At 61.7% G+C, this 24,716-nt stretch carries 25 protein-coding genes; 7 read left to right on the top strand and 18 right to left on the bottom strand.

Features of this window, described 5'->3' with window-relative positions; genetic code table 11:
• Positions 1–104 precede the first annotated feature (104 nt).
• The 5 genes from TZ03_RS21765 to TZ03_RS21745 form a co-directional block, all read right to left on the bottom strand.
• On the bottom strand, positions 105–1,022 hold the full coding sequence (locus TZ03_RS21765) for a glutamate/aspartate ABC transporter substrate-binding protein (RefSeq protein ID WP_051100342.1): 918 nt from the start codon (positions 1,020–1,022) through the stop codon (positions 105–107).
• Positions 1,023–1,349: 327 nt separating this feature from the next.
• A complete protein-coding gene (gene glpD, locus TZ03_RS21760; RefSeq protein WP_051100341.1) occupies positions 1,350–2,888 on the bottom strand; it encodes a glycerol-3-phosphate dehydrogenase in 1,539 nt (512 codons plus the stop codon).
• Between the two features lie 474 nt (positions 2,889–3,362).
• Entirely contained in the window at positions 3,363–4,118 is a 756-nt protein-coding gene (gene glpR / locus TZ03_RS21755) for a DNA-binding transcriptional repressor GlpR (RefSeq protein ID WP_051100340.1), read from the bottom strand.
• A gap of 309 nt (positions 4,119–4,427) precedes the next feature.
• Positions 4,428–5,927, bottom strand: a complete 1,500-nt coding sequence (gene glpK / locus TZ03_RS21750; RefSeq protein ID WP_051100339.1) for a glycerol kinase GlpK — start codon at positions 5,925–5,927, stop codon at positions 4,428–4,430.
• A gap of 51 nt (positions 5,928–5,978) precedes the next feature.
• Positions 5,979–6,830 carry an MIP/aquaporin family protein gene (locus TZ03_RS21745; RefSeq protein WP_051100338.1) on the bottom strand — a complete coding sequence of 284 codons (852 nt, stop codon included), beginning with the start codon at positions 6,828–6,830 and terminating at the stop codon, positions 5,979–5,981.
• Positions 6,831–7,133: 303 nt separating this feature from the next.
• Here TZ03_RS21745 and ybaK point away from each other — a divergent pair, with 303 nt between their 5' ends.
• A complete protein-coding gene (ybaK, locus tag TZ03_RS21740; protein ID WP_051100337.1) occupies positions 7,134–7,604 on the top strand; it encodes a Cys-tRNA(Pro) deacylase in 471 nt (156 codons plus the stop codon).
• A 232-nt stretch (positions 7,605–7,836) separates the two neighbouring features.
• Here ybaK and TZ03_RS21735 read toward each other — a convergent pair whose 3' ends face one another.
• Both TZ03_RS21735 and argF read right to left on the bottom strand, forming a co-directional pair.
• Positions 7,837–8,946 carry an ABC transporter ATP-binding protein gene (locus TZ03_RS21735; protein WP_051100336.1) on the bottom strand — a complete coding sequence of 370 codons (1,110 nt, stop codon included), beginning with the start codon at positions 8,944–8,946 and terminating at the stop codon, positions 7,837–7,839.
• Positions 8,943–9,863 (bottom strand): ornithine carbamoyltransferase, encoded by a 921-nt coding sequence (argF, locus tag TZ03_RS21730; RefSeq protein WP_051100335.1) that lies wholly within the window; start codon positions 9,861–9,863, stop codon positions 8,943–8,945. Before argF ends, TZ03_RS21735 begins: the two co-directional genes overlap by 4 nt.
• Positions 9,864–10,247: 384 nt before the next feature.
• Here argF and TZ03_RS21725 point away from each other — a divergent pair, with 384 nt between their 5' ends.
• Positions 10,248–12,356: a molybdopterin-dependent oxidoreductase gene (locus TZ03_RS21725; RefSeq protein ID WP_051100334.1), complete on the top strand. Its 2,109-nt coding sequence runs from the start codon at positions 10,248–10,250 to the stop codon at positions 12,354–12,356.
• A gap of 91 nt (positions 12,357–12,447) precedes the next feature.
• Entirely contained in the window at positions 12,448–12,783 is a 336-nt protein-coding gene (gene grxD / locus TZ03_RS21720) for a Grx4 family monothiol glutaredoxin (protein ID WP_010952251.1), read from the top strand.
• 57 nt (positions 12,784–12,840) lie between these two features.
• On the opposite strand, the gene bfr is transcribed toward grxD, so the two are convergent.
• Positions 12,841–13,314, bottom strand: coding sequence for a bacterioferritin (gene bfr / locus TZ03_RS21715; RefSeq protein WP_051100333.1), 474 nt, complete (start codon positions 13,312–13,314; stop codon positions 12,841–12,843).
• 201 nt (positions 13,315–13,515) lie between these two features.
• Positions 13,516–13,734, bottom strand: coding sequence for a bacterioferritin-associated ferredoxin (locus TZ03_RS29120; RefSeq protein ID WP_082056683.1), 219 nt, complete (start codon positions 13,732–13,734; stop codon positions 13,516–13,518).
• A 226-nt stretch (positions 13,735–13,960) separates the two neighbouring features.
• Here TZ03_RS29120 and TZ03_RS21710 point away from each other — a divergent pair, with 226 nt between their 5' ends.
• Entirely contained in the window at positions 13,961–14,563 is a 603-nt protein-coding gene (locus tag TZ03_RS21710; RefSeq protein WP_051100332.1) for a peroxiredoxin, read from the top strand.
• Between the two features lie 159 nt (positions 14,564–14,722).
• Here TZ03_RS21710 and rnt read toward each other — a convergent pair whose 3' ends face one another.
• Positions 14,723–15,397: a ribonuclease T gene (gene rnt / locus TZ03_RS21705; protein WP_051100331.1), complete on the bottom strand. Its 675-nt coding sequence runs from the start codon at positions 15,395–15,397 to the stop codon at positions 14,723–14,725.
• Positions 15,394–16,440 (bottom strand): dihydroorotase, encoded by a 1,047-nt coding sequence (pyrC, locus tag TZ03_RS21700; RefSeq protein WP_051100330.1) that lies wholly within the window; start codon positions 16,438–16,440, stop codon positions 15,394–15,396. Before pyrC ends, rnt begins: the two co-directional genes overlap by 4 nt.
• A gap of 130 nt (positions 16,441–16,570) precedes the next feature.
• Between pyrC and TZ03_RS21695 the strand changes: the two genes are divergently transcribed.
• Both TZ03_RS21695 and TZ03_RS21690 read left to right on the top strand, forming a co-directional pair.
• Entirely contained in the window at positions 16,571–17,524 is a 954-nt protein-coding gene (locus TZ03_RS21695; RefSeq protein WP_051100329.1) for a flagellar protein MotY, read from the top strand.
• Positions 17,525–18,158: 634 nt separating this feature from the next.
• Positions 18,159–19,376: an argininosuccinate synthase gene (locus tag TZ03_RS21690; protein ID WP_051100328.1), complete on the top strand. Its 1,218-nt coding sequence runs from the start codon at positions 18,159–18,161 to the stop codon at positions 19,374–19,376.
• Positions 19,377–19,638: 262 nt separating this feature from the next.
• On the opposite strand, the gene TZ03_RS21685 is transcribed toward TZ03_RS21690, so the two are convergent.
• A complete protein-coding gene (locus tag TZ03_RS21685; RefSeq protein ID WP_051100327.1) occupies positions 19,639–20,103 on the bottom strand; it encodes a hypothetical protein in 465 nt (154 codons plus the stop codon).
• A gap of 369 nt (positions 20,104–20,472) precedes the next feature.
• Here TZ03_RS21685 and TZ03_RS21680 point away from each other — a divergent pair, with 369 nt between their 5' ends.
• Complete coding sequence (locus tag TZ03_RS21680) at positions 20,473–21,096, top strand: response regulator transcription factor (RefSeq protein WP_051100326.1); 624 nt, start codon at positions 20,473–20,475, stop codon at positions 21,094–21,096.
• 42 nt (positions 21,097–21,138) lie between these two features.
• Here the strand turns inward: TZ03_RS21680 and TZ03_RS31290 are convergent, their stop codons facing one another.
• The 6 genes from TZ03_RS31290 to TZ03_RS21650 form a co-directional block, all read right to left on the bottom strand.
• The gene (locus TZ03_RS31290; protein WP_051100325.1) at positions 21,139–21,315 is read right to left on the bottom strand and encodes a PA3496 family putative envelope integrity protein; all 177 of its coding nucleotides are present in this window, start codon (positions 21,313–21,315) and stop codon (positions 21,139–21,141) included.
• Positions 21,316–21,419: 104 nt separating this feature from the next.
• Entirely contained in the window at positions 21,420–22,058 is a 639-nt protein-coding gene (nth, locus tag TZ03_RS21670; RefSeq protein WP_051100324.1) for an endonuclease III, read from the bottom strand.
• Positions 22,059–22,062: 4 nt separating this feature from the next.
• Positions 22,063–22,587, bottom strand: coding sequence for an Rnf-Nqr domain containing protein (locus TZ03_RS21665; protein WP_051100323.1), 525 nt, complete (start codon positions 22,585–22,587; stop codon positions 22,063–22,065).
• A complete protein-coding gene (locus tag TZ03_RS21660) occupies positions 22,580–23,182 on the bottom strand; it encodes an RnfABCDGE type electron transport complex subunit G (protein WP_051100322.1) in 603 nt (200 codons plus the stop codon). Before TZ03_RS21660 ends, TZ03_RS21665 begins: the two co-directional genes overlap by 8 nt.
• Positions 23,179–24,153 (bottom strand): RnfABCDGE type electron transport complex subunit D, encoded by a 975-nt coding sequence (locus TZ03_RS21655; RefSeq protein WP_051100321.1) that lies wholly within the window; start codon positions 24,151–24,153, stop codon positions 23,179–23,181. The genes TZ03_RS21660 and TZ03_RS21655 overlap by 4 nt, the downstream gene beginning before the upstream one ends.
• On the bottom strand, positions 24,150–24,698 hold the full coding sequence (locus TZ03_RS21650) for an Rnf-Nqr domain containing protein (protein WP_051100320.1): 549 nt from the start codon (positions 24,696–24,698) through the stop codon (positions 24,150–24,152). The genes TZ03_RS21655 and TZ03_RS21650 overlap by 4 nt, the downstream gene beginning before the upstream one ends.
• Between the last annotated feature and the right edge of the window lie 18 nt (positions 24,699–24,716).

The raw sequence follows: 24,716 nt of genomic DNA, 5'->3' as shown, positions 1-24,716 counted from the left end.
CGAACATCCGGGGGCGCTGGGCGCCCTCGGATGAAAGGTTAGACACTAATGAGTGGCCTGCAGAATTGATTCGTGCTGTTGAGCACCAGGCCACTATCTGGGGATCAGGACTTCTTCTCGTCCGCGGCCTTGTCGGTCGGCTCGGCGATCAGCTTCTTCAGCTCGTCGCTCATCGGGAAGTTCAGGTTGAGGCCTTTTGGTGGGATCGGTTGCTGGAACCACTTGTCGTAGCTCTTGTTGACTTCGCCCGACTTGAAGTAGCCGACGATGGCGTCATCGACCGCTTTCTTGAAGGCATCGTCACCCTTGCGCACCATGCAGCCGTAGATTTCGTACGATTGCGGGGTGCCGGTGATGACCCAGTCCGCCGGCTTGCGGGCCTTGGCCATTTCGCCGGCGAGCAGGGCGTCGTCCATCATGAAGGCCACGGCGCGGCCGCTTTCGAGCATGTTGAAGGCTTCACCGTGGTCCTTGGCGGAAATCACGTTCATCTTCATCTGCTTGTCGGCGTTCATCGCCTTGAGGATACGCTCGGAGGTGGTACCGGCGGTGGTCACCACGTTCTTGCCGGCCAGGTCCGGGAAGTCCTTGTATGCAGGTTGACCGTCCTTGACCTTGGTCAGCAGGCGGGTACCGACTTCGAAGATGCCGACCGAGAAGCCGACTTGCTGCTGGCGCTCGACGTTGTTGGTGGTGGAGCCGCACTCCAGGTCGACGGTGCCGTTCTGCACCAGCGGGATGCGGGTCTGGGAGGTGACCAGGTTGTAGCGGACCTTGATGTCCGTACCCAGTTGCTTCTTCAGGGCGTCGACGACAGCCAGCTGGATGTCATGCGAGTAGCCCACGGGCTCGGGTTTGCCGGCCAGGTAGGAAAACGGAATGGAGGAGTCGCGGTGCCCCAGGGTGATGGTGCCCGAGTCCTTGATCTTCTTCAGGGTGCCGGTCAGTTCTTCTGCCATGGCTGGCGAAGCGATGATCGCGGCCGCGATGGTGGCGCCCAACAGATGACGAACGATGCGCATCAAATTTTCCTCGACATGTTTGTTTTTTTTATGGAGCCGTTGGCGGACTCTTTCGTTCAACGAATACAGCAAGAAGCGGAGTGCATTCGACTTCCAAGTGTAGAGCATGAGTCGTGCCAAGCCCTGATATTGATCATAACGCTGCGAAATTGCTGGGGATTAATCTTTCTTGTACGAGATATGACGCTGTATTTCGGACGGTTTGCCGAACGGATTGCGCGCTGATGTTCGGAAATCCGAATGCGTATTGTGGCGGTAGGCCAGTAGGAAGGCTTGAACCAGTTGAGGCTGTGGGTGGCTGGCCCGGGGCGCCGGGCCAGGGGGTTATCAGGCGGCTTGTACCGGAGCCCGGTTGCAGGAGGCCTGCTGCAGATAGTCGCGCAAGGCTTGTTGCTCGGTTGCGCTGGTGAACAGGCCAAGCTTGGTGCGGCGCCACAAGATATCGTCGGCACCGATTGCCCATTCTTCATTGCACAGGTAGTCCACCTCGCGGGTGAACAACCCGCCACCGATGGCTTGCCCAAGGTCTTCCGGGCCATGCACGCCATCGAGCAAGCGCCACACACGGCTGCCATAGGTCAGTACCCAGCGTTTGGCGATATCCACCGGCAACCAGCCACAACGGGCCAGCAGCGCGTCGACCAGCGCTTGCACGGTTGTCATGTTTTCGCCGCCTGGCAGTGGCGCCGTGGCGGTCCAACTGCCGCGCATCTGGGTGAAGAATGGCTTCAGTTCGGCCATCGCCGACTCGGCCAGCTTGCGATAAGTGGTGAGCTTGCCGCCGAACACCGACAGCAGTGGCGGCTGGCCTTCGCCGGCAGACAGGGCCAGGGTGTAGTCGCGGGTGACTGCCGATGGGTTATCCGACTCGTCGTTGCACAGTGGTCGCACGCCAGAGTAGGTGTGCAGGATGTCAGCACGGTCGAGTTGATGGTTGAAGTGCTCGTTGACCACCTTGAGCAGGTATTCGGTCTCGCCCTCGGTAATCGGCACCTGGGCCGGGTCGCCACTGTATTCGCGGTCGGTGGTGCCGATCAGGGTGAAGCGGTCAAGGTAGGGAATGCAGAAGACGATGCGCTGGTCTTCGTTCTGCAGGATATAGGCGTGCTCGCCCTCGTACAGGCGCGGCACGATGAGGTGGCTGCCCTGGATCAGGCGGATGCCATAAGGGGCGTCGAGCTTGAGGTCGTCCTTGATGAAGCTGGCGACCCACGGGCCGGCAGCGTTGACCAAGGCGCGTGCGCGAATGCTTTGCAGGCTGCCGTCGGCGTGCAGCAGTTCCACTTGCCACAGGCCATCCACGCGCTCGGCGCGCAGGCAGCGGGTGCGGGTAAGGATACGCGCGCCGTGTTCACGAGCGGCCATGGCATTCAGCACCACCAGGCGCGCATCGTCGACGGCGCAGTCGGCGTATTCGAAACCACGGGTGATCTGCGGCTTGAGCGGGTAGCCCGGGCCGAAGCGCAGGCTGCGCGAGGCGCCCAGGCGCTTGCGCTTGCCCAGGTGGTCATACAGGAACAGGCCGGCGCGGATCATCCAGGCCGGGCGCAGGTGCGGGCGGTGCGGCAGTACGAAGCGCATCGGCTTGACGATGTGCGGCGCCTTGGCCAGCAGCACCTCACGTTCGGCCAGCGCTTCGCGCACCAGGCGGAATTCGTAGTGCTCCAGGTAGCGCAGGCCGCCGTGGATCAGTTTGCTGCTGGCTGACGAGGTGTGCTGGGCCAGGTCGTCCTTTTCGCAGAGCAAGACCTTGAGGCCGCGCCCAGCGGCGTCGGCAGCGATGCCCACACCATTGATGCCACCGCCGATCACGGCGAGATCATAGCAGTCGGCGAGCGATGGCTGGGACGAAACGGGCTGGGACACGGGCAAGGCCTCCTGGTGCTGCTCAGATCGAATATGAACATTTGTGTTCGTTTTCGAAAATACTAGCGCAACAGAAAGCCAGTCGCTAGTCAGTCTTTATAGAAAAAACTGATCGGATGACAATGAAATGAACAATTACGAAAATTTTTGGTGATCTGTTTGAGAGGTGTGGCGCCTGGGAGATCGAGCGCCGCCCGCGCGGCGCATCGCCGGCAAGCCGGCTCCCACATCTGTTTCGGGCCAATCACTCCTGTGCGGTCACCGCTGCCCGCCTGGTTCATCCCCTTCGATATCGAATGTATCGCCACCGTTACCCCATCAATCTCCAGCCATGCGACAACGGCGCGAGTGCGGAGGAAGCAGGAGTAACTGGCCCGAAACAGATGTAGGAGCTGGCTTGCCGGCGATGCGCCGCGCGGGCGGCGCTCGATCTCACTGGCGCTGAAAATGTTGCGGCAAGCACCTGTCAGCCCCTCACACCACCTCAAGCCGGATCTTGTACTGATTCAACAACTGGGTAAGGGCAGGGGCAGGCGCCTGGTCGGTCACCAGGCAGTCGACCAGGCTGATCGAGCCCAGGCGCACCATGGCATTGCGCCCGAACTTGCTGGAGTCGGCGGCGAGGACCACTTGCCGGGCATTGGCGATGATGGCCTGGGATACCCGCACTTCCTGGTAGTCGAAGTCGAGCAGGCTGCCGTCTTCATCAATGCCGCTGATACCCACCAGGGCGAAATCGACCTTGAACTGGTTGATGAAATCGACGCTGGCCTGGCCGACCACGCCGCCATCGCGACGTACCGTGCCGCCTGCCACCAGCACCTCGAAATCATCCTTGGCAGCGAGAATCGCGGCCACATGCAGGTTGTTGGTGATGACTTTCAGGTGATTGTGGTTGAGCAACGCCCGGGCGATGGATTCGGTAGTGGTGCCTATGTTGATGAACAGCGAGGCATGGTCGGGAATCTGCCGGGCCACGGCTTCGGCGATGCGTTGCTTTTCGTCGCGCATCTGGTCGGCGCGCATCGCGTAGGCAGTGTTCTCGACGCTCGAATCGTAGGCCGCGCCACCGTGGTAACGGCGCAGCAGGTTGAGCTCGGCGAGCTGGTTGATGTCGCGCCGGATGGTTTGCGGGGTGACGACGAACAGCTGCGCCATTTCTTCGATACTGACGTAGCCGCGTTCGCGCACCAGTTCGAGGATTTGTTGTTGGCGGGGGGGCAGATTCATGGGCGGTCCTTTGGGGCAGCCGGACAAATTCTGCAATGATGCCGTAGGACGCGGATGACGGCCAGTGGACTATCGGGGGCACTGCGCGGAGTGACGGTCTTACCTCTGTTTCCTGGCCTGTGCCGGCGAAGAGTCCAGCGCGGTACATGGCACCGGCTCTGCCGGTGTTCGCGGGCATGCCCGCTCCCACAGGTATGGCGGGAGCCCGAAACCTGCACAGTACCTGTGGGAGCCGGCTTGCCGGCGATGAGGCCAGTCCAGGCAATACAAGACAGTTGCTCCCACAAGCGTGCCGCAGGTCAGGAAAAATCAGGCCTCGTGATCTTCCCAGTCACGGGTACGGTCGACCGCCTTTTTCCAGCCGGCATACAACTTCTCTTTCTGCGTTTCATCCAGCTGCGGGCTGAACTCACGCTCGATGATCGCCTTGTCGCGCAGCTCGTCCAGGCCGCTCCAGAAGCCACAGGCCAGGCCCGCCAGGTAGGCCGCACCCAGGGCCGTGGTTTCGCGCATCTTCGGCCGCTCCACGCAGGTGCCGAGGATGTCTGCCTGGAACTGCATGAGGAAGTTGTTGGCCACCGCACCACCGTCCACGCGCAGCTCGGACAGGCGCTGGCCGCAGTCCTGCTGCATGGCGTCGAGCACGTCGCGGGTCTGGTAGGCGATCGACTCCAGCGCGGCACGGATGATGTGGTCCACCTTCACCCCACGGGTCAGGCCGAACAACGCGCCACGGGCATACGGATCCCAGTACGGGGCCCCCAGGCCGGTGAAGGCCGGTACCAGGTACACGCCATTGCTGTCCTTGACCTTGCTGGCGAAGTATTCGGTATCCAGTGCGTCGTTGACGATCTTCAGCTCGTCACGCAGCCACTGCACGGTGGAGCCACCGTTGAACACCGCGCCTTCCAGCGCATAGGCCACTTCGCCACGCGGGCCGCAGGCGATGGTGGTAAGCAGGCCATGGGACGACTTCACCGCCTGGTCGCCGGTGTTCATCAGCAGGAAGCAACCGGTGCCATAGGTATTCTTGGCCTGGCCCGGTTCCACGCACATCTGGCCGAACAGCGCCGACTGCTGGTCCCCTGCGATGCCAGCAATGGCAATGCCGCTCTTGGTGTGGCCGTACACCTCGGAGGAGGGCCGCACCTCGGGCAGCATCTGCCGTGGGATGCCAAGGATTTCCAGCAGCTTGTCGTCCCACTGCAGGCTGTGGATGTTGAACATCAGTGTGCGCGAGGCGTTGGTGTAGTCGGTGACATGCACCTTGCCACCGGAGAATTTCCAGATCAGCCAGGTATCGATGGTGCCGAAGAGCAGTTCGCCACGCTCGGCGCGTTCGCGGGCACCTTCGACGTTGTCAAGGATCCACTTCAGCTTGGTGCCGGAGAAATAGGGGTCGGTGACCAGGCCGGTGGTTTCGCGAATGTAGTCTTCATGGCCGTCGCGCTTGAGCTGGGCGCAGATCTCGGTGCTGCGGCGGCACTGCCAGACGATGGCGTTGTACACCGGTCGGCCGCTTTCCTTGTCCCACACCACGGTGGTTTCGCGCTGGTTGGTGATGCCCAGTGCGGCGACCTGGGCGTGGCTGATGCCCGCCTGGGCCAAGGCCTCGACCATGGTCGCGCTCTGCGTGGCGAAGATTTCCATCGGGTCGTGCTCGACCCAGCCAGCCTGCGGGTAATGCTGGGCGAACTCGCGCTGGGAGGTGCCAACCACGTTGGCGTCGCGGTCGAAAATGATGGCCCGCGAACTGGTGGTGCCCTGGTCCAGGGCGATGATGTAGTTCTTATCCTGGGTGTCTGTCATGGTCGTAGGCCTTGCAAGAATAGGGGGTCAGGGCTGGGCATGATGCCGGCATCAATTGACTTGAGTATCGCCCTGGCGATTGTCATTTGTCTCAGGGTTCGCGGCGGGCGCCATTGGCAGGTTGCGGGCGATAAGGCCGCGATAGGTCGCGGCCCCCAGGCAGGCGCCAAGGATCGGTGCGAACACCGGAACCAGGAAATAAGGAATGTCCCGGCCACCAGTGAAAGCGATTTCGCCCCAACCGGCCAGGAAGGTCATGAGTTTTGGCCCGAAATCACGGGCCGGGTTCATGGCAAAGCCGGTCAGCGGGCCCATGGCGCTGCCGATCACGGCGATCAGCAGGCCGATCAGCAGCGGTGCCATGGCACCACGTGGCAGGCCGTTGTTGTCATCGGTCAGGGCCATGATCACGGCCATCAGGATGGCGGTGATCACCACTTCGACCAGGAATGCCTGGCCGGTGGACAGCGACGGGTGCGGGTAGGTGGAAAACACCGAAGCCAGCTCGAGGCTGGTTTCGCTACCGCGCAGCATGGCGTGGGTTTGTTCGAAATCGAAGAACAGGTTGCTGTATAGGGTGTAGACCAGTGCCGCGCCACAGAATGCGCCGCATACCTGGGCCAGCATGTAGAAGGGCAGCTTGCGCTTGTCGAAACCGGCGAACAGGGTGAGGGCGATGCTCACGGCCGGGTTCAGGTGCGCGCCGGAAATGCCGGCGGTGAGGTAGATCGCCATGCTGACGCCCACGCCCCAGATGATACTGATTTCCCACAGGCCGAAACTGGCGCCCGCGACCTTGAGCGCGGCGACGCAGCCGGTCCCGAAGAAAATGAGCAGGGCAGTGCCGAGGAACTCGGCCAGGCATTGGCTGGACAGTGTGGGTTGGCGTAGAGCAGTCGTCATGTATGACCTCGTTTTTTTTGTTGTGAGGCGCGTGGCGCTCGACAGCAAGGCCCGGTGTCTATCCCCATTGACCCCGGGCAGATGTAGGAAATGCACCTTAAAAGTGCATCACTTATTCAGAAACGAAAAAATATAGACAAGAAACGCTGATGTCAAAGGTCGAAAGTGAACGGTCAGTCACGATATGGGCGCTAATTTCAGGCGCAGATCCGTGTCCTAGAGGGGCGCATTTGCGATGCGCTGGCTGGGATGTGGGAATTGTCCTAAAGTAGCCGCCGAGCCGTCCCAGACCGGAGCCTTTGCATGACCCCCGCCCTAGACCTGTTGAAGAAGCATCGCGCCGAGCACCGTGTGCACAGTTACGAACATGACCCCAAGTCGGCCTCATACGGCCTGGAAGCGGCGGAAAAGCTTGGGCTCGACCCGCAGCAAGTGTTCAAGACCTTGCTGGCGAGCAGTGAGAAAGGGGAGTTGCTGGTGGCGGTGGTACCTGTGGTAGGCACGCTGGACCTCAAGGCCCTGGCCCAAGCTGCCGGGGTGAAGAAGTGCGAGATGGCCGACCCAGCGGTGGCGCAGCGGGCTACGGGTTACTTGGTGGGCGGGATCAGCCCGCTGGGGCAGAAGAAACGCCTGCGGACCTTTATCGACGACTCGGCGCAGGGTTTTGCAACCATTCATGTCAGCGCCGGGCGGCGTGGGCTGGAAGTGGAGTTGGCCGCAGTGGTGCTGGCCGAACATACCCAGGGCAAATTTGCCGGGATCGGCAGGGGCTGAGATTGTTGGGGCTGCTTTGCAGCCCTTTCGCCGGCAAGCCAGCTCCCACATGGACCGCATCAGCCTCAAGGCCTGTGCAGTGTCTGTATGTGGCTTGCCGGCGATGAGGCCAGTCCAGGCAATACAAGACAGTTGCTCCCACAGGTACAGCGCGATCTTCCTGTCCTGTGGTGATCCTGTGGGAGCTGGCTTGCCGGCGAAAGGGCCGCAAAGCGGCCCCCGGGATTTCAAATCAGGTCGCTGAACTGTACCGCCGAACGCCGTTTTCAGGTCGCGGCAACTGCGCCGCAACACTGCCCGGCACCGGGAACAGCACCAGGTGATCGGCCTTCACTGCAATCCCCACATCCTCACCCACCTGATGGTCGTTATGGCTAGGGAAGATCGCTTCCAGCTGGCTGCCGGTGGGCAGTTGCAAACGGTAGAGCGTCGATGCCCCGAGGAAACTCTTGCCGATGACGTTCGCCTGCAGCGTGCTATCCGGCGCATGCACGATATCGTCGGGGCGCAGCAGCACATCCACCGAACTGCCCGGCGCCATGATGTAGGCGCGGTTGCCGCGCAGTTCACCCAGCTCGGTGTTGACCGCCTCATGGCTGCTCATTTGCCCACGGATAAAATACCCTTGGCCAATGAAGCTGGCCACGAACGGCGTCTGCGGTTCGTGGTAAAGGTTGTAGGGGGTATCCCACTGCTCCAGGCGGCCTTCCTTGAACACACCGACCTGGTCGCTGACGGCAAAGGCTTCTTCCTGGTCATGGGTCACCAGGATGGCGCTGGTGCCACGGCTCTTGAGGATGTCGCGAACCTCATGGCTCAGGCGCCGGCGCAGTTCCACGTCGAGGTTGGAGAACGGCTCGTCGAGCAGCAGCAACTGCGGCTCGGGCGCCAGCGCCCGGGCCAGGGCGACCCGCTGCTGCTGGCCACCAGAGAGTTCGTGCGGGTAACGCCCGCCCAGGCCACCGAGCTTGACCAGCTCCAGCATTTCTTCGATCACTGCGGCCTGGCGTGGGTGCTTGGCGATGCCGAAGGCAATGTTCTGCGCCACGGTCAGGTGCGGGAACAGGGCGTAGTCCTGGAACACCATGCCGATGCGGCGCTTTTCCGGGGCCAGGGTGAAGCCGGCCCGGGAAATGACCTCGCCGGCCAGTTGGATCTCGCCTTCGTGTACCGGCTCGAAACCGGCGATGGCGCGCAGGGTGGTGGTCTTGCCGCAACCGGATGAACCCAGCAGGCAACCAATGTCGCCTGCGTTCAGGTGCAGGTTGAGGTTTTGGACGATGCGCTGGTCGCCATAGCCGCAGGCGAGGTTGCGCAGGTTGAGCAGTAGGGGTTGACTCATGCGTGGTGGTAAGCCGGTTCTACAAGGAATTCGAGAAGGGCCTTCTGTGCATGCAGGCGGTTTTCAGCCTGGTCCCAGGCGACCGAACGTGGGTCGTCGAGCAGGTCATGGCTGATTTCCTCGCCGCGATGGGCGGGCAGGCAGTGCATGAACAGGGCGTCGGGTGCCGCCAGGTCGAGCAGTTCGCGGGTGACCTGGTAAGGCGCGAAATGCGCCAGGCGCCGTGCAGTTTCCTCTTCCTGGCCCATGGAAGTCCAGACATCCGTGGTCACCAGGTGGGCGCCACGCACGGCTTCCTTCGGGTCGCGGACGATCTGCACGCGGTCGCCGCCAATGGCCATGAAGCGCGGTTCCGGTTCGTAACCTTCCGGGCAGGCGATGCGCAGCTGGAAGTCGAACTGCTTGGCCGCCTCGATATACGAGTTGCACATGTTGAAGCCGTCGCCGATCCAGGCCACGGTCTTGCCCTGAATCGAGCCGCGGTGTTCGAGGAAGGTTTGCATGTCGGCCAGCAACTGGCACGGGTGCGATTCGTCGGACAGGGCATTGATCACCGGTACGCGGGATTTGGCGGCGAACTCGGTCAGGGTGCTGTGGGCGTGGGTACGGATCATCACCACGTCGAGCATGCTCGACAGCACGATGGCGCTGTCGCCGATCGGTTCGCCACGGCCCAGCTGGGTGTCGCGCGGGGACAGGAAGATAGCCTGGCCGCCGAGCTGGATCATGCCGGCTTCGAACGACACGCGGGTACGCGTCGAGGATTTTTCGAAGATCATGCCCAGCACGCGGCTCTTCAGTGGCTCGAACAGCACGCCGCGCTTGCGCAGGTCCTTCAGCTCGATGCCTCGGCGGATCACACCGAGCAATTCGTCGGTGGTGAAATCCAGCAGGGAGAGAAAGTGCCTAGCGCTCATGATTGACTACCTTATCTGCAACGGTATGCAGGTCGACCGTATGGTTTTTTTGACAACGGGAGTGACCTGCGGCGTAAGCCGCACGGGGCGGACGAAATAGGGAAAGGCGCAATACTATAATTAAATGTCGCCTGAAACCAAGAGGGGGAACAGCGGTCCGTTGCAAAGGATGTTGCAAAGGGTGTCTTTACCCGCGGGGCAGTGCTGTTTTTTATTTGCTACAGAGGGTTGTACACGGCTTGCTGGCAATTTGGCAAATGGCAGTCGCAAATCGTGTGCCTGATGTCGCTGGATTCACGCAGCGAAGCGCGCTGGCCGGGGCAGGGGGGCTGGGCGCATAGTCGATGTGCGACTACTTTCCCCAACAGCAAGGCAGAGGCGGCCATGACCAAGACCCTGCATCACCGTGCCTGTCACCTGTGCGAAGCGATCTGCGGGTTGAACATCGAAGTCAGCCATGAAGACGACGGGCGGGCGCTGATCAGCTCGATCAAAGGCGACCCCCAGGACCCCTTCAGCCGCGGCCATGTCTGCCCCAAGGCGGTGGCCCTGCAGGATATCCAGAACGACCCCGATCGCTTGCGCCAGCCGTACAAGCGGGTGGGCGAGCGCTGGCAGGCCATCGGCTGGGACGAGGCCTTTGCCCTGGCTGCTGACAAACTGTGGGCGGTCCAGCAGGCCCATGGGCGCAATGCCGTGGCGGTCTACCAGGGCAACCCGAGTGTGCACAACTACGGCTTGATGACCCACAGCAACTACTTCCTGGGGCTGCTGAAAACCCGCAACCGCTTCTCTGCCACTTCGGTGGACCAACTGCCACAACACCTGGTCAGCCACCTGATGTATGGCCATGGCCTGTTGCTGCCGATCCCGGACATCGACCAGACCGACTTCATGCTGATTCTGGGTGGCAACCCGCTGGCCTCCAATGGCAGCATCATGACCGTGCCGGATGTGGAAAAACGCTTGAAGGCCCTGCGGGCCCGAGGCGGGCGCCTGGTGGTAGTGGACCCGCGGCGCAGCGAAACGGCAGCCATGGCCGACAGCCACCTGTTCATACGTCCTGGTGGCGATGCGGCCCTTTTGTGCGGCCTGCTCCATACCCTGTTCGAAGAAGGCCTGGCACGTGGCTCGCACTTGCCAGTCAACGGCCTACAGCAGGTGCGTGAGGCCATCGCGCCGTTCAGTGCCGAGGCCATGGGCGTGCACTGTGGCATTGCCGCGACCGATATTCGCCAGCTGGCACGCGACTTCGCCGCGGCCGACAAGGCGGTGTGCTATGGCCGCATGGGGGTCTCGACCCAAGCCTTCGGCACCCTGTGCCATTGGCTGGTGCAGTTGATCAACCTGGTGACCGGCAACCTCGACCGTGAAGGCGGCGCGTTGTGCAGCGAGCCTGCCGTCGACCTGGTGGCGACCACCTCGGGCGGGCACTTCAATGCCTGGCAGAGCCGGGTGTCGGGTTTGCCTGAGTACGGTGGCGAGCTGCCGGTGGCCGCCCTGGCCGAGGAAATGCTGACGCCTGGCGAAGGGCAGGTGCGTGCCCTGGTGACCGTGGCCGGCAACCCGGTATTGTCCACGCCCAACGGCCGCCAGCTGGATGCGGCGCTGCAAGGCCTTGAGTTCATGCTCAGCATCGACCTCTACATCAACGAAACCACCCGCCATGCCGACCTGATCCTGCCCTCCACCTCGGCGCTGGAGAACGATCATTACGACAGTACGTTCAACCTGCTGGCCGTGCGCAACGTCACCCGCTTCAACCGGGCGATCCTGGCCAAGCCGGAGGGGGCACTGCATGACTGGGAAATCTTCGTCGGCCTGGCGCAGGCGTTTGCCAAGCGCGCCCAGCTCGAATTGAAAGCGACCTTGGCGCCAGAACAGATGATCGACCTGGCCCTGCGCAAGGGGCGCTATGGCGACGCGACGCCGTGGCAGCTTTCGCTGGCGGCACTGGACGATCACCCGCATGGCCTCGACCTCGGGCCGTTGCGCAGCAACCTCGCTGCGCGCTTGGGAACTGCCAGCAAGGCTGTCGAAGCGGCGCCCCAGGTACTGCTGGACGACTTGCAGCGGTTGGCGCGACAAGCGCCACCCGCATCCGGCGAACTGCTGCTGATCGGCCGCCGCCATGTGCGCAGCAACAACTCGTGGATGCACAACTACCAGCGCTTGGTCAAAGGCAAGCCGCGCCATCAGTTGTTGATGCATCCGCAAGACCTGCAGCAACGGCAACTGCAGGACGGCCAGCGGGTGCGCATCCGTTCGCGTACCGGCACCCTGGAGGTCGAAGTGCAGGCCTGCGAGGACATGATGCCGGGTGTGGTCAGCCTGCCCCATGGCTTTGGCCATACTCGCCAGGGCGTGCACCTGCAGATCGCGCAGGCGCAACCGGGCGTGAGTGCCAACGACCTCACCGATGAGCGCCTGCGTGACCAGGTGTCCGGCAATGCCGCGCTCAATGGCGTGCCGGTGCAGGTAGAGGCCGCGTAGGGAGCGGCAAGGCCGAGCACGCTGCTCGGCTTTCCGTTACAATGCGTCACCGTGCCGACGACCGCGTCGGAAAGTTCAGCCGAGGTGCTACATGGATATCATCGAAACGATCAAAGAGCAGATTGCCAACAACACCATTCTGCTTTACATGAAAGGCTCGCCGAATGCCCCGCAGTGCGGCTTCTCTGCGCGTGCTTCGCAGGCCGTGATGGGTTGTGGCGAAAAGTTCGCCTACGTCGACATCCTGCAGAACCCGGAAATTCGTGCCAACCTGCCCAAATACGCCAACTGGCCGACCTTCCCGCAGTTGTGGGTAGCCGGTGAACTGGTTGGCGGTAGCGACATCATGCTGGAGATGTTCGAGAAGGGAGAGCTGCAAACCTTGATCAAGGACGCGGCTGCCAAGGCCAAGGCTTCTGAAGCCTGATCTTCCGGCAAGCATAAAAAAACCCGCGGATCGCGGGTTTTTTTATGTGGCGAATATTTACTCTTCGCCCATCTGCGACTGCAGGTAGTTTTCGATACCGATCTTGTCGATAAGCCCCAGTTGGGTTTCCAGCCAGTCGATGTGCTCTTCCTCGGACTCGAGGATATCTTCGAGGATGTCACGCGAGCCGAAGTCGCCAGTGGTTTCGCAGTGGGCGATGGCTGCCTTGAGGTCGACCAGGCCTTTCTGTTCGATCTTCAGGTCGCACTCGAGCATTTCCTTGGTGTGCTCGCCGATCAGCAGCTTGCCCAGATCCTGGACGTTGGGGATGCCTTCGAGGAAGAGAATACGCTTGATCAGTTTGTCAGCGTGCTTCATCTCATCGATGGATTCCTTGTACTCGTGCTTGCCGAGTTTGTTCAGGCCCCAATCTTCGTACATGCGAGCGTGCAGGAAATACTGGTTGATCGCGACCAGCTCGTTTCCGAGGATCTTGTTGAGATGCTGGATGACGCTTACGTCGCCTTTCATGTTGGGTTCCTGCCCTGTAGAAGTGTGCCGATACAGGGAAGTTTGAGCCCGATACTTAGGTGTGTCAAACCTAAGTTGTTGAATAATAAGTGAAAATTAATAGGAATAAGAATGTTTGTGAACCGCGTTGGAGCGCTAACTTATTGAATTTCGGGCATAAAAAAACCGGACGCAGGGTCCGGTTCTTCGAATTCTGGGTTTTCAGGCTGCGGTAAATTCTACAGGGTAGGGCAGGGATGCCTGGCTCACTTGCAGCTCGGTCAGGGTCTCGCGGACGACCTGCTTGGCTACGCAAGCGCATTTGCCACACTGGCTGGCAACACTGGTTGCGGCTCGCACTTCCTTGTAACTGCAGCATCCTTCATAGATCGCATCGCGGATCTGTCCGTCGGTAACGCCGACACAAAGACACACATACATAAAGGCTGACCATCGCTGGTTGAGTCGATGGGTTGGAGCTTAATGTTAATGAGAATGCTTGTCAAAGCACTTTCTGAAAGGGGCATGCTTGAGCGACCGGCGGTTGCTTCGTCGCTGGAGTCGGCCTGTCATCAGAAGCCGTGTATGATGGTCGGCCTTTGCTGGAAGTCGGGCACTCCCGTCTGCGCCCGACAAACCGTTTTTTCACCCTCATCAGGAGATGACAATGAGCGTACTCGTTGGTAAGAAAGCCCCCGACTTCACCGTTCCAGCCGTGCTGGGCAATGGCGAGATCGTCGACAGCTTCAACCTGGCTTCGGCCATCAAGGGCAAGTACGGCCTGGTGTTCTTCTACCCGCTGGACTTCACCTTCGTCTGCCCGTCCGAGCTGATTGCCCTGGACAACCGCATTCCTGACTTCCAGGCGCGCAATGTGGAAGTGATCGGCGTGTCGATCGACTCGCACTTCACCCACAACGCCTGGCGTAACACCCCGGTCAACAACGGCGGCATCGGCCAGGTCAAGTACACCCTGGCTGCCGACATGACCCACGAAATCTGCAAGGCCTACGACGTCGAGTCCGAAGGCGGCGTGGCCTTCCGTGGCGCCTTCCTGATCGACACCAATGGTGTTGTCCGCTCGCAGATCGTCAATGACCTGCCACTGGGCCGTAACATGGACGAGCTGCTGCGCCTGGTCGACGCCCTGCAGTTCCACGAAGAGCATGGCGAAGTCTGCCCTGCCAACTGGAAAAAAGGCGACAAAGGCATGAGCGCTTCGCCAGAAGGCGTTGCTGCCTACCTGAGCGAGAACGCTGGCAAGCTGTAATTGCTGCAGGCACAAAAAAACCGGCCCTTGTGGCCGGTTTTTTTGTGCCGTCCTGTGCCGGCCTCTTCGCGGGCTTGCCCGCTCCCACAGGAATCGCACAATGGGCGAGGCCACTGCAGTACCTGTGGGAGCGGGCATGCCCGCGAATGCGATCTCAGCTCAATCGTTGAAATCGCGCCAGCCGCCCATCTCTTTCCAGCGGTTGACGATGCCGCAGAACAGCTCGGCCGTTTTCTCGGTGTCGTAACGCGCCGAGTGCGCCTCGCGCCCGTCGAAGTCGATGTCGGCGCTCTGGCAGGCCCGCGCCAGCACGGTCTGGCCATACGCCAGGCCTGCCAGGGTGGCGGTGTCGAAGCTGGAGAACGGGTGGAATGGGTTGCGCTTGAGGTCGTTGCGCGCCACCGCCGCATTGAGGAAGCCCAGGTCGAAGCTGCTGTTGTGGCCGACCAGGATCGCCCGCTTGCAGCCATTGGCCTTGAGTGCCTTGCGTATGCCACGGAAGATATCGGTCAGCGCGCTTTCCTCGCTGACAGCCATGCGCAGGGGGTGGTCCAGCTTGATGCCGGTGAACTCCAGCGCGGCCGGCTCGATGTTGGCCCCCTCGAACGGCTCCACCCGGTGGAAGTAGGTGTGCTCGGGGAACAGGAAACCCTTTTCGTCCATGCCGATGGTGACTGCGGCAATTTCCAGCAGTGCATCGGTGGCGCTGTTGAAGCCGCCGGTCTCCACATCCACCACCACCGGCAGGTAGCCGCGGAAGCGTTCGGCCATCGGGTGGCGCGAACCGCTGCTGCCTTGGGTTTCCAGCTCGTCTTCGTAGAGGTCTTCGCTCACGCGTTTTCCTCCAGCAGGCGCCAGCGCAGTTTTTCGCCGGCGCGCAGCGGGACCACGGTCTGCTCGCCAAACGGCAGGCTGTCCGGTGCGGTCCATTCTTCGCGGACCAGGGTGATGCTGTCGGTGTTCGCCGGCAGGCCGTAGAAGGCCGGGCCGTGCAGGCTGGCAAAGCCTTCCAGCTTGTCCAGTGCGTTACGCTGTTCGAACGCTTCGGCGTACATCTCGATGGCCGCATAGGCGGTGTAGCAACCGGCGCAACCGCAGGCGGCTTCCTTGGCGTGACGGGCGTGCGGGGCCGAGTCGGTGCCGAGGAAGAACTTCGGGTTGCCGCTGGTGGCTGCATCCAGCAGGGCCACCTGGTGGGTGTTGCGCTTGAGGATCGGCAGGCAGTAGAAGTGCGGGCGAATGCCGCCAACCAGCATGTGGTTGCGGTTGTACAGCAGGTGCTGCGCGGTGATGGTCGCGCCGACGTTGGCCGGGGCCTCGGTGACGAACTGCGCGGCATCGCTGGTGGTGATGTGCTCGAACACCACTTTCAACGTCGGGAAACGCTCGACCACACGGCGCATGTGCTCGTCGATGAAGCGCTTTTCACGGTCGAACACGTCGATCTCGCTGCGGGTCACTTCGCCGTGCACCAGCAATGGCATGCCGACTTCTGCCAGCGCCTCGATGGCCGGGAAGATGTTGTCGATGCTGGTCACGCCCGAGTCGGAGTTGGTGGTGGCACCGGCCGGGTACAGCTTGGCGGCATACACGAAGCCGCTGGCCTTGGCCGCGCGGATGTCCTCGGGGCTGGTGCGGTCGGTGAGGTACAGCACCATCAGCGGCTCGAAGCGGCTGCCAGCCGGGCGGGCGGCCAGGATGCGCTCACGGTAGGCGCCGGCCTCGGCGGCATTGCGCACCGGCGGAACCAGGTTGGGCATGATGATGGCACGGGCGAAAGTACGCGCCACGTCGCCAACGGTGTGGGGCAGGACGGCACCATCGCGCAGATGGATGTGCCAGTCGTCGGGGCGCAGGAGGGTCAGGCGATCGGACATTGGGGATTCCAGGCGGGTCGAACTCAAGCCCCAATGCTACCGGAAAACCCCCGGGCGAGCACGGCTATCAAGTTTTCCGGCAGGCGTCCGATAGCCTGCAGGTAAGCCGTCAGAATTTGTGGAGCCGCCCGTGCGCCAGCGTTACCTAGCCCTGTTGACCCTGTTCGCCAGCCTGCCGGCAGGCGCGCTGACTTTCCAGACGCGTATGGAGAACATCGCCTGGAAGGTCGAGGGCGACCAGTTCGAATGCCGCCTGATCCAGCCGATCGATGGTTTCGGTAGCGGTGAGTTCGTGCGCCGGGCGGGCGAGCAGCCGGTCTTCCAACTGCGTTCGGACAGCAGCGTACTGGGTGCGGGTACCGCCAGCCTGCTGGCAGCAGCGGCGCCGTGGCAACCTGGGCGTGCTGATATCAACCTGGGCAGCGTACGCATGGCCCGCACCGGCGTGTTGTTCAGCTCTTCCCAGGGCCAGGCCAGCCGCCTGATCAACGGCCTGCTCGACGGGCGTAGCACGGTGGTACGCAATTACGCCGGCGAGGCCAGCAGGCCGATAGAGGTGCGCGTGCTGCCGGTCAGTTTCGCCAAGGCCTACAGCGACTACCTGGCCTGTGCCGGCAAGCTGCTGCCGATGAACTACGACCAGGTACGCCAGACCCAGGTGGGCTTCCCGGGTGGCGGTATCGAGCTGGACCCCGCGGCCCGGGCGCGGCTGGACGTGATCCTCGACTACCTGAAGGCCGACCCGACGGTGAACCACATCGAGCTCAACGGCCACTCCGACAACAGTGGCAACCGCCTGGCCAACCGCGACCTGTCGCGCCGTCGGGCACTGGCGGTGGCTGATTACTTGAAGGCGCATGGTGTGCCGGACGAGCAGATCACCGTGCGCTTCCATGGCGAGCGGTATCCGTTGGCGAAGAACAACAGTGCGGCGAATCGGGCGCGGAACCGGCGGGTGAATATCGAGCTGGATCGGGTGGCGGTGGTTGAGAAGCCGGTTGAGCAGGCGGCGCCTGCTGCTCCGGCGCCGGCTCCGGCTCCAGCCAGTTCGACTGCTGCCGCGCCGGGGGCGAAGGTGCCCTGAGGTTGGGTTGGTTGCCTGGTGCATGTCAGGGGATTGCATCAAGGCTGCCAGGTGTCCGCCACAATATTTTCAGCGCCTATGAGATCGAGCGCCGCCCGCGCGGCGCATCGCCGGCAAGCCGGCTCCCACATCTGTTTCGGGCCAGTTACTCCTGCCTCCTCCGCACTCGCTCCCTGGGTGCATGGCTGGAGATAGCAGAAAAGCACAGGCGATAACTTCAATATTGAAGGGAGCGAACAAGGCGGGCAGCGGTGAAATCACAGGAGAGACTGGCCCGAAACAGATGTGGGAGCCGGCTTGCCGGCGATGCGCCGCGCGGGCGGCGCTCGATCTCACAGGCGCTGAATAACTCACGGCATGCATCTTGTGGCCCTGATGCCACTTTAAGGCATGCATCTTGTGGCCCTGATGCCACCTCAAGGCATGCACTTTTGCGCTCTGATACCACTCTGAGGCATGCACTCTTCGGCTCGACACCCCTCCAGCATCTACACCCGACATCACTCGATCAGCCGCCCGTCGCCCTTCCGACAGTTCCTGTCGCTTTGTCGTCAGAAGCTGTCGCCCCACTGTAAATTTGTCCGCAACGTCGTTAGAATCGATCCCTTTCCGTACAACCCCGTGGAGTGATGGCATGGCGGACGTAAAAAAGGTCGTACTGGCGTATTCCGGCGGCCTTGATACTTCGGTGATTCTCAAGTGGCTGCAGGATACCTACAACTGCGAAGTGGTGACCTTCACCGCTGATCTGGGTCAGGGCGAAGAGGTCGAGCCGGCCCGTGCCAAAGCCCAGGCAATGGGCGTTAAAGAGATCTACATCGACGACCTGCGCGAAGAGTTCGTGCGTGATTTCGTGTTCCCGATGTTCCGCGCCAACACCGTCTACGAAGGTGAGTACCTGCTGGGTACCTCCATCGCCCGTCCGCTGATCGCCAAGCGCCTGATCGAAATCGCCAACGAAACTGGCGCCGACGCCATTTCCCACGGCGCCACCGGCAAAGGCAACGACCAGGTTCGTTTCGAACTGGGTGCCTATGCCTTGAAGCCAGGCGTCAAGGTCATCGCGCCATGGCGTGAGTGGGACCTGCTGTCCCGCGAGAAGTTGATGGACTACGCCGAGAAGCACGGCATCCCGATCGAGCGCCACGGCAAGAAGAAGTCGCCGTACTCGATGGACGCCAACCTGCTGCACATCTCCTACGAAGGCGGTGTCCTGGAAGATACCTGGACCGAGCACGAAGAAGACATGTGGCGCTGGAGCGTCTCGCCTGAGAACGCCCCGGACCAGGCTACCTACATCGAGCTGACCTACCGCAACGGTGACATCGTTGCCATCGACGGCGTCGAGAAGACCCCGGCCACCGTCCTGGCCGACCTGAACCGTATCGGTGGCGCCAACGGCATCGGCCGTCTGGACATCGTCGAGAACCGTTACGTCGGCATGAAGTCGCGTGGCTGCTACGAGACCCCTGGCGGCACCATCATGCTCAAGGCTCACCGTGCCATCGAGTCGATCACCCTGGACCGCGAAGTCGCTCACCTGAAAGATGAGCTGATGCCGAAGTACGCCAGCCTGATCTACACCGGCTACTGGTGGAGCCCGGAGCGTCTGATGCTGCAGCAGATGATCGACGCTTCGCAGGTCAACGTGAACGGCGTGGTGCGCCTGAAGCTGTACAAGGGCAATGTCACGGTAGTCGGCCGCAAGTCGGACGACTCGCTGTTCGACGCCAACATCGCGACCTTCGAGGAAGATGGCGGCGCCTACAACCAGGAGGACGCTGCCGGCTTCATCAAGCTCAACGCCCTGCGCATGCGCATTGCTGCCAACAAGGGCCGTTCGCTGCTCTGATTATTGGCGTGTGTAGCAAAAACCTCGGTTCAGGCGTAATGCCAGTCAGTTAAGCCTTAGTAGCAGCCATTGGGGCTGCTTTGCAGCCCATCGCAGGCAAGCCAGCTCCCACAGGGACTGCGCAAAGCTTGAGATCTGCGCGGTACCTGTGGGAGCTGGCTTGTCGTGGCGACGAACCGCTGCGATGGGCCGCACAGCGGCCCCAAATGGCTTAACTGACCGACATTAGGCTCAGGCCGAGGTTTTTTGTGCGCGCAGAAAATTAGTTCGCAACATCATCCTCAAGTGCACTGATAGACAGCTGTGCACATAGGCGTTTATCCAGATTGCAAAAGCGCCACGTGCGCGCCGGCTGCGGCGGTTGTACAAGTGCAAGCAGGAGTTGTTGCTCCATCATGCGATAGGCGTCGGGCCCGGAAAACACCAGTGTGATCGGCTCGCCATGCGACGCTTCGCTGGCCATGGCAGGCGTTGCCACGGCGTTCCGTGTCGGTGAGTCGTGTTCTGCCACTTTGTTTGGCGACGGGCCATAGAACGACTTGTAGTTGAAGTTGAGCGTCAAGAAGAACAGTGCCGTCAGAAAGAACGGGAAACCCACCAGAAACCACGTATAGAGACTTTGGCTGGATTCGCTGAGAAACGGCAATGTCGCGAGGGCGGAGGCTTCGATGATCCCTGCGAAGATAGCAATGATCGTCAGCGGGGCGACAGGTTGTGCTTGGGGCATGAGGGTCGTCTCCAGCGGTTTTGCCCATCATTACCTCAGCAACCGTACTCAACTAAAGACTGCACGGTTTCCCGGTTGGGGAATTATCGCCAAAAGTTGTCGCTGCCTTGTTTTTTCAATGGCTGTGTATTGAATATTTCCTCATGTGATAGCCAGTTTTCATCTGGTATGTCTTTGGTCGTGGGTGATAGCGTTTTCCTTCTGCACGGGTATCTCATTGTTACAACTACGGGGTTTGTGTGTAGGAAATTTCTGTAAGTATTGTAGGGTTAATCTGTTCATCTATTTCGTCGGCAAAACGCCGCGCCAACAGGCATTCTGTCGGTTATCTTGGCACGCCAAGCAAAACAATGAATGAATGGATATCGCATGAATAAAGTGCTTATCGTGGATGATCATCCGGTCATACGCCTGGCCGTACGCATGCTGATGGAGCGGCATGGGTATGAGGTCGTGGCGGAAACCGACAATGGCGTGGCTGCGTTGCAACTGACGCGCAAACACATGCCGGATATCGTGGTGCTCGATATCGGTATCCCCAAGCTGGATGGCCTGGAGGTAATCGCCCGTATGACGACCTTCAGCCCGGCCAGCAAGGTGCTGGTGCTGACATCGCAGGCACCGGGCAATTTCTCGATGCGCTGCATGCAGGCAGGGGCGGCGGGCTACGTGTGCAAGCAACAGGAGCTTACCGAGCTGCTCAGCGCGATCAAGGCCGTGTTGTCGGGTTACAGCTATTTCCCCAACCAGGCCCTGCATGCGTCACGTGGCCGGGGAGGGGGGAGCGAGACGGATATGGTCAACCGCCTTTCGGCGCGCGAGATGACAGTGTTGCAGCAGCTGGCGCGAGGGCGTTCGAACAAGGAAATTGCCGACAGCATGTTCCTCAGCAACAAGACGGTCAGTACCTACAAGTCGCGCTTGTTGCTCAAGCTCAATGCGCGGTCGCTGGTCGACCTGATCGAGCTGGCGCAACGCCAAGGGTTGACCTGACCGTAAGGTCGTAAAGCCTCCACCCGGGAGGCTTTGCCAGGGCTACAGGTCGTAGTCGAAATCGGCCAGTTGCTTTTGCAGGCGCCGTTCTTCCAGCATGTTGTCGATGGTGCGGCGTTTGCTCAGGTTGGTCTTTGCGATTTCCACCGGGGGCTCCGCTTCATCATCCGCGGCAACAAAATCATCTTCGATCGACAGGTCGTCTTTATCGGTACTCATGAGTCGCTCCAAGCCAAGGGGCCATTGGCCGTCCTTATAACTAGAAAGCAGACGCTGGTAAAAAAGATTTTTTCAATCGCGGCGGGTAATTTTTGCCTATGGACTCAATCGTCAGAGGTCTTGTGCTTGTACTCGCACAAATCCTCGATCCGGCAGCTGCCACACCTGGGCTTGCGCGCCTGGCATACATAGCGCCCGTGCAGGATAAGCCAGTGATGGGCGTCGAGCAGGTAATCCTTGGGCACGAACTTGAGCAGTTTTTTCTCCACTTCCAGCACCGTTTTGCCCGGGGCGATGCCCGTACGGTTACTGACCCGGAAGATATGGGTATCCACTGCCATGGTTGGCTGGCGGAACGCTGTGTTGAGTACCACGTTGGCGGTCTTGCGGCCGACACCTGGCAGTGCCTCCAAGGCTTCGCGGGTTTGCGGCACCTGGCTGCCGTGGCGCTCGATCAGCAGTCGGCAGGCCTCGATGACGTTCTTGGCCTTGCTGTTGTATAGCCCGATAGTCTTGATGTATTCGCTCAGGCCTTCGACGCCCAGGGCATAGATGGCCTCGGGGGTATTGGCGACGGGGAACAGGCGGGCGGTGGCCTTGTTGACGCCGACGTCGGTGGCTTGCGCGGACAGGGTCACGGCGACCAGCAGCTCGAACGGGGTAGTGTAGGCCAGTTCGGTTTTCGGGTCGGGGTTGTCTTCGTGCAGTCTGCGAAAGATTTCCAGGCGTTTGGCGGCATTCATGAACTCAGTGTGTTCCTTGACGACGTGGGTGGGTGGAGCCCGGACGCAGGCGATTGTACAAGGCCAACAGCAGTCCGAGCAGTAGCAGGGCGCCGGGGGCCAGGCTGGCCAGATGCAGGCTGGCAACGTCGGCCAGCCATTGGCGGCAGGCGCCGAGCAGCAGGCAGGTGGCAAGCAGGGCGCAAAGGTGCCTGGCGAGCAGGCGCCAGCGCCCTTGGTTGGGTAGCAGGTGGTCAGTGGCCAGGCATTGCAGACACAGCAGCGCGGGATAGTGGCCGAGGGCAAGCGCCAGTGGCAGTAGCCAGGCACGCAGGGCCAGTTGCAGGCAGCTGCTCAGGGCCGCCAGCAGCAGGATGCTGGCCAGCATGTATGCCCAGGTAGCCAACCGCTGGCGCAGTGCTGCCATCGACAGTTGGTGAAGGGCGCACATCAGCACTGCGCACACGCCGATGGCGGCGCCTTCGCTGAGTGTCCGGGTGGCGCCCAGCAGAGGCACAAGGCTGGCGGCCAGTAGGTAGAACCTATTCATGTGTGGCACCCTCCAGCAGCACGCTGCGCTGCTCATCGAAATAGCTCAGGGCGTCCTGCAATGCTTCGATCACTGCTCGTGAGGTCACGGTGGCGCCTGCCAATTGGTCAAAGTCACCCTGGTCCCGTTTCAGAGCCCAATGGTCACCCAACTGGCGGTTGGCAAACTGCCCTAGCCAGTTCAGCTGTGGGTCACCCAGGCGCGCGCCCAGCCCGGGGCTTTCCTGTTGCTCGACCACCTGGCTGCCGATCAGGCGGCCGTCTGGAGCGATGGCGACGCTCAGCACGATCGGCCCGGCATAGCCCTGAGCCTGGGTGAGCAGAATGATGGCTGCCGGTTTGCCGGCCAGCGTGGCACGGTAAACCGCCAGGATACGGCTGTTTGGCCGCTGTGGCGCGGGCTTTGCCAAGGGGCTATCCAGTGGCTGGTTGTCGTAACTGCCTTCGGGTAGTACAGCCAGCCGCTGGCGGCTTTGCAGCTGTTTTTCGGCGTCGGTGATGGCAGTGCTGGTCCATTGCCGCCATGCCAGGGTGGTCGACAACGCGAGTACCCCGATCAGCAGCAGCAGGCCTGTATCACGCATCAGGCGGTTCATTTGCTGGCCTGCTGGCGCTGCACGGCCAGGCGCTCGAGGCTCGGCGCCATGAGGTTCATCAGCAGGATGGCGAAGGCCGTGCCGTCCGGGTAGCTGCCCCAGGTACGGATCAGATAGATCAGCAGGCCCGCGCCCAGGCCGAACAGCAACCTGGCCCACTCATGCCGGGGGCCGGATACCGGTTCGGTGGCAATGAAGAACGCAGCCATCATGGTCGAGCCGGAGAACAGGTGCAGCAGCGGTGAGCCGTTGGAGTCCGAACCCGAGCCATTCCATCCCAGCAGGCTGAACAGCGACAAGCCTGCCAGCAAGCCAAGCGGCGCATGCCAGCTGATCACCTTGCGCTGCAGCAGGAACAGCCCGCCCACCAGGAATGCCAGATTAGCCCATTCGCTACCCCGCCCGCCGATACTGCCAAAGCCTGGATGGCTGGCGAACAGCTCTTCGATGGTCAGGCTACGGTTGTGGCGCAGGCCGTCGAGCAATGTCGGCCGGGCCCAGGCATCGATCTGCCCGCCACCAGCGAACACTTGCTGCAAGCTGTCGAGCAGGCCAGGTGCCGGCCCTGGCCAATGGTTCATATGCAGTGGAAAACTCAGCAGCACGAAGGCATAGCCGACCATTGCCGGGTTGAACAGGTTGCGCCCGACACCGCCAAAAGCCTGCTTGCCGATGCCGATGGCAACGCTTGCGGCGACCACCGGCAGCCACCACGGGGCCAAGGCGGGCAGGGCGGCGGCCAGCAGCACGGCGGTAACCAGCGCGCTGCCGTCGTTTAGCGCCGAGCTCACTGGTTGCGCGCGCAGCGCCAACAGCAGCGCCTCGCATAGCAATGCAGCACTGGCGCACAGCAGCAGGTTCAGCAGCAAGCCCCAGCCGTGCAGCCAAAACAGTACCAAGAGGCCAGGCACGCAGGCCAGCAGTACCAGGCCCATGCTGGTGCGTAGCCGGGGGTCTGGCTTGTCGTTCATTGTGTGAACAACCCGTTGAAACCGGAGAATGCCATGGCCATCACTCCGGCGCCGAGCAACTCGATGGGCAGGCCACGCAGTACGTTGGGGATGTCGGCATGGGCACTGCGCTGGCGCAGGTCAGCGAACAACACCAGCGCCAGCCAGAAACCGCCGCCGGCCAGCATGGCTTGCCGCAGCACAGCAAGCCATGTGCTGTCGTCGCTAGCCTGTTGCAGGGCCAGCCCCAGCGCCGTCGCATTGCTCAACAGTAGTGCTGGCAGCTCCGCCACGGGCCAGGCAGGGCGCCACTTGGCCAGTAGCCACGGCACGCCCCAGGCGAGCAGCGCAAACCAGGGCAACAACAGGAACAGGCCAAGGTCCTGAGCCTGCAAAGGGCTAAGCACCCCGCGCATCAACATCTGCGCGCCAATCACGCCCAGGGTAATGCACAGTGCGCAGGCCAGGCCGAGCGCATGCAGGTGCAGCCTGCGGATTGGCTGTCGTTGCAGGCACAGGTGATTGACCAGCGCGGCGCTGATCAGGACCAGGATGTAGTCGCTCATGAGATGACGATAGCCGGG

Source organism: Pseudomonas sp. 10-1B (assembly GCF_000935045.1).
Lineage (GTDB): Bacteria > Pseudomonadota > Gammaproteobacteria > Pseudomonadales > Pseudomonadaceae > Aquipseudomonas.
The sequence above is the reverse complement of the archived record's forward strand: the minus strand, read 5'-3'. Positions and strand labels throughout refer to the sequence as shown.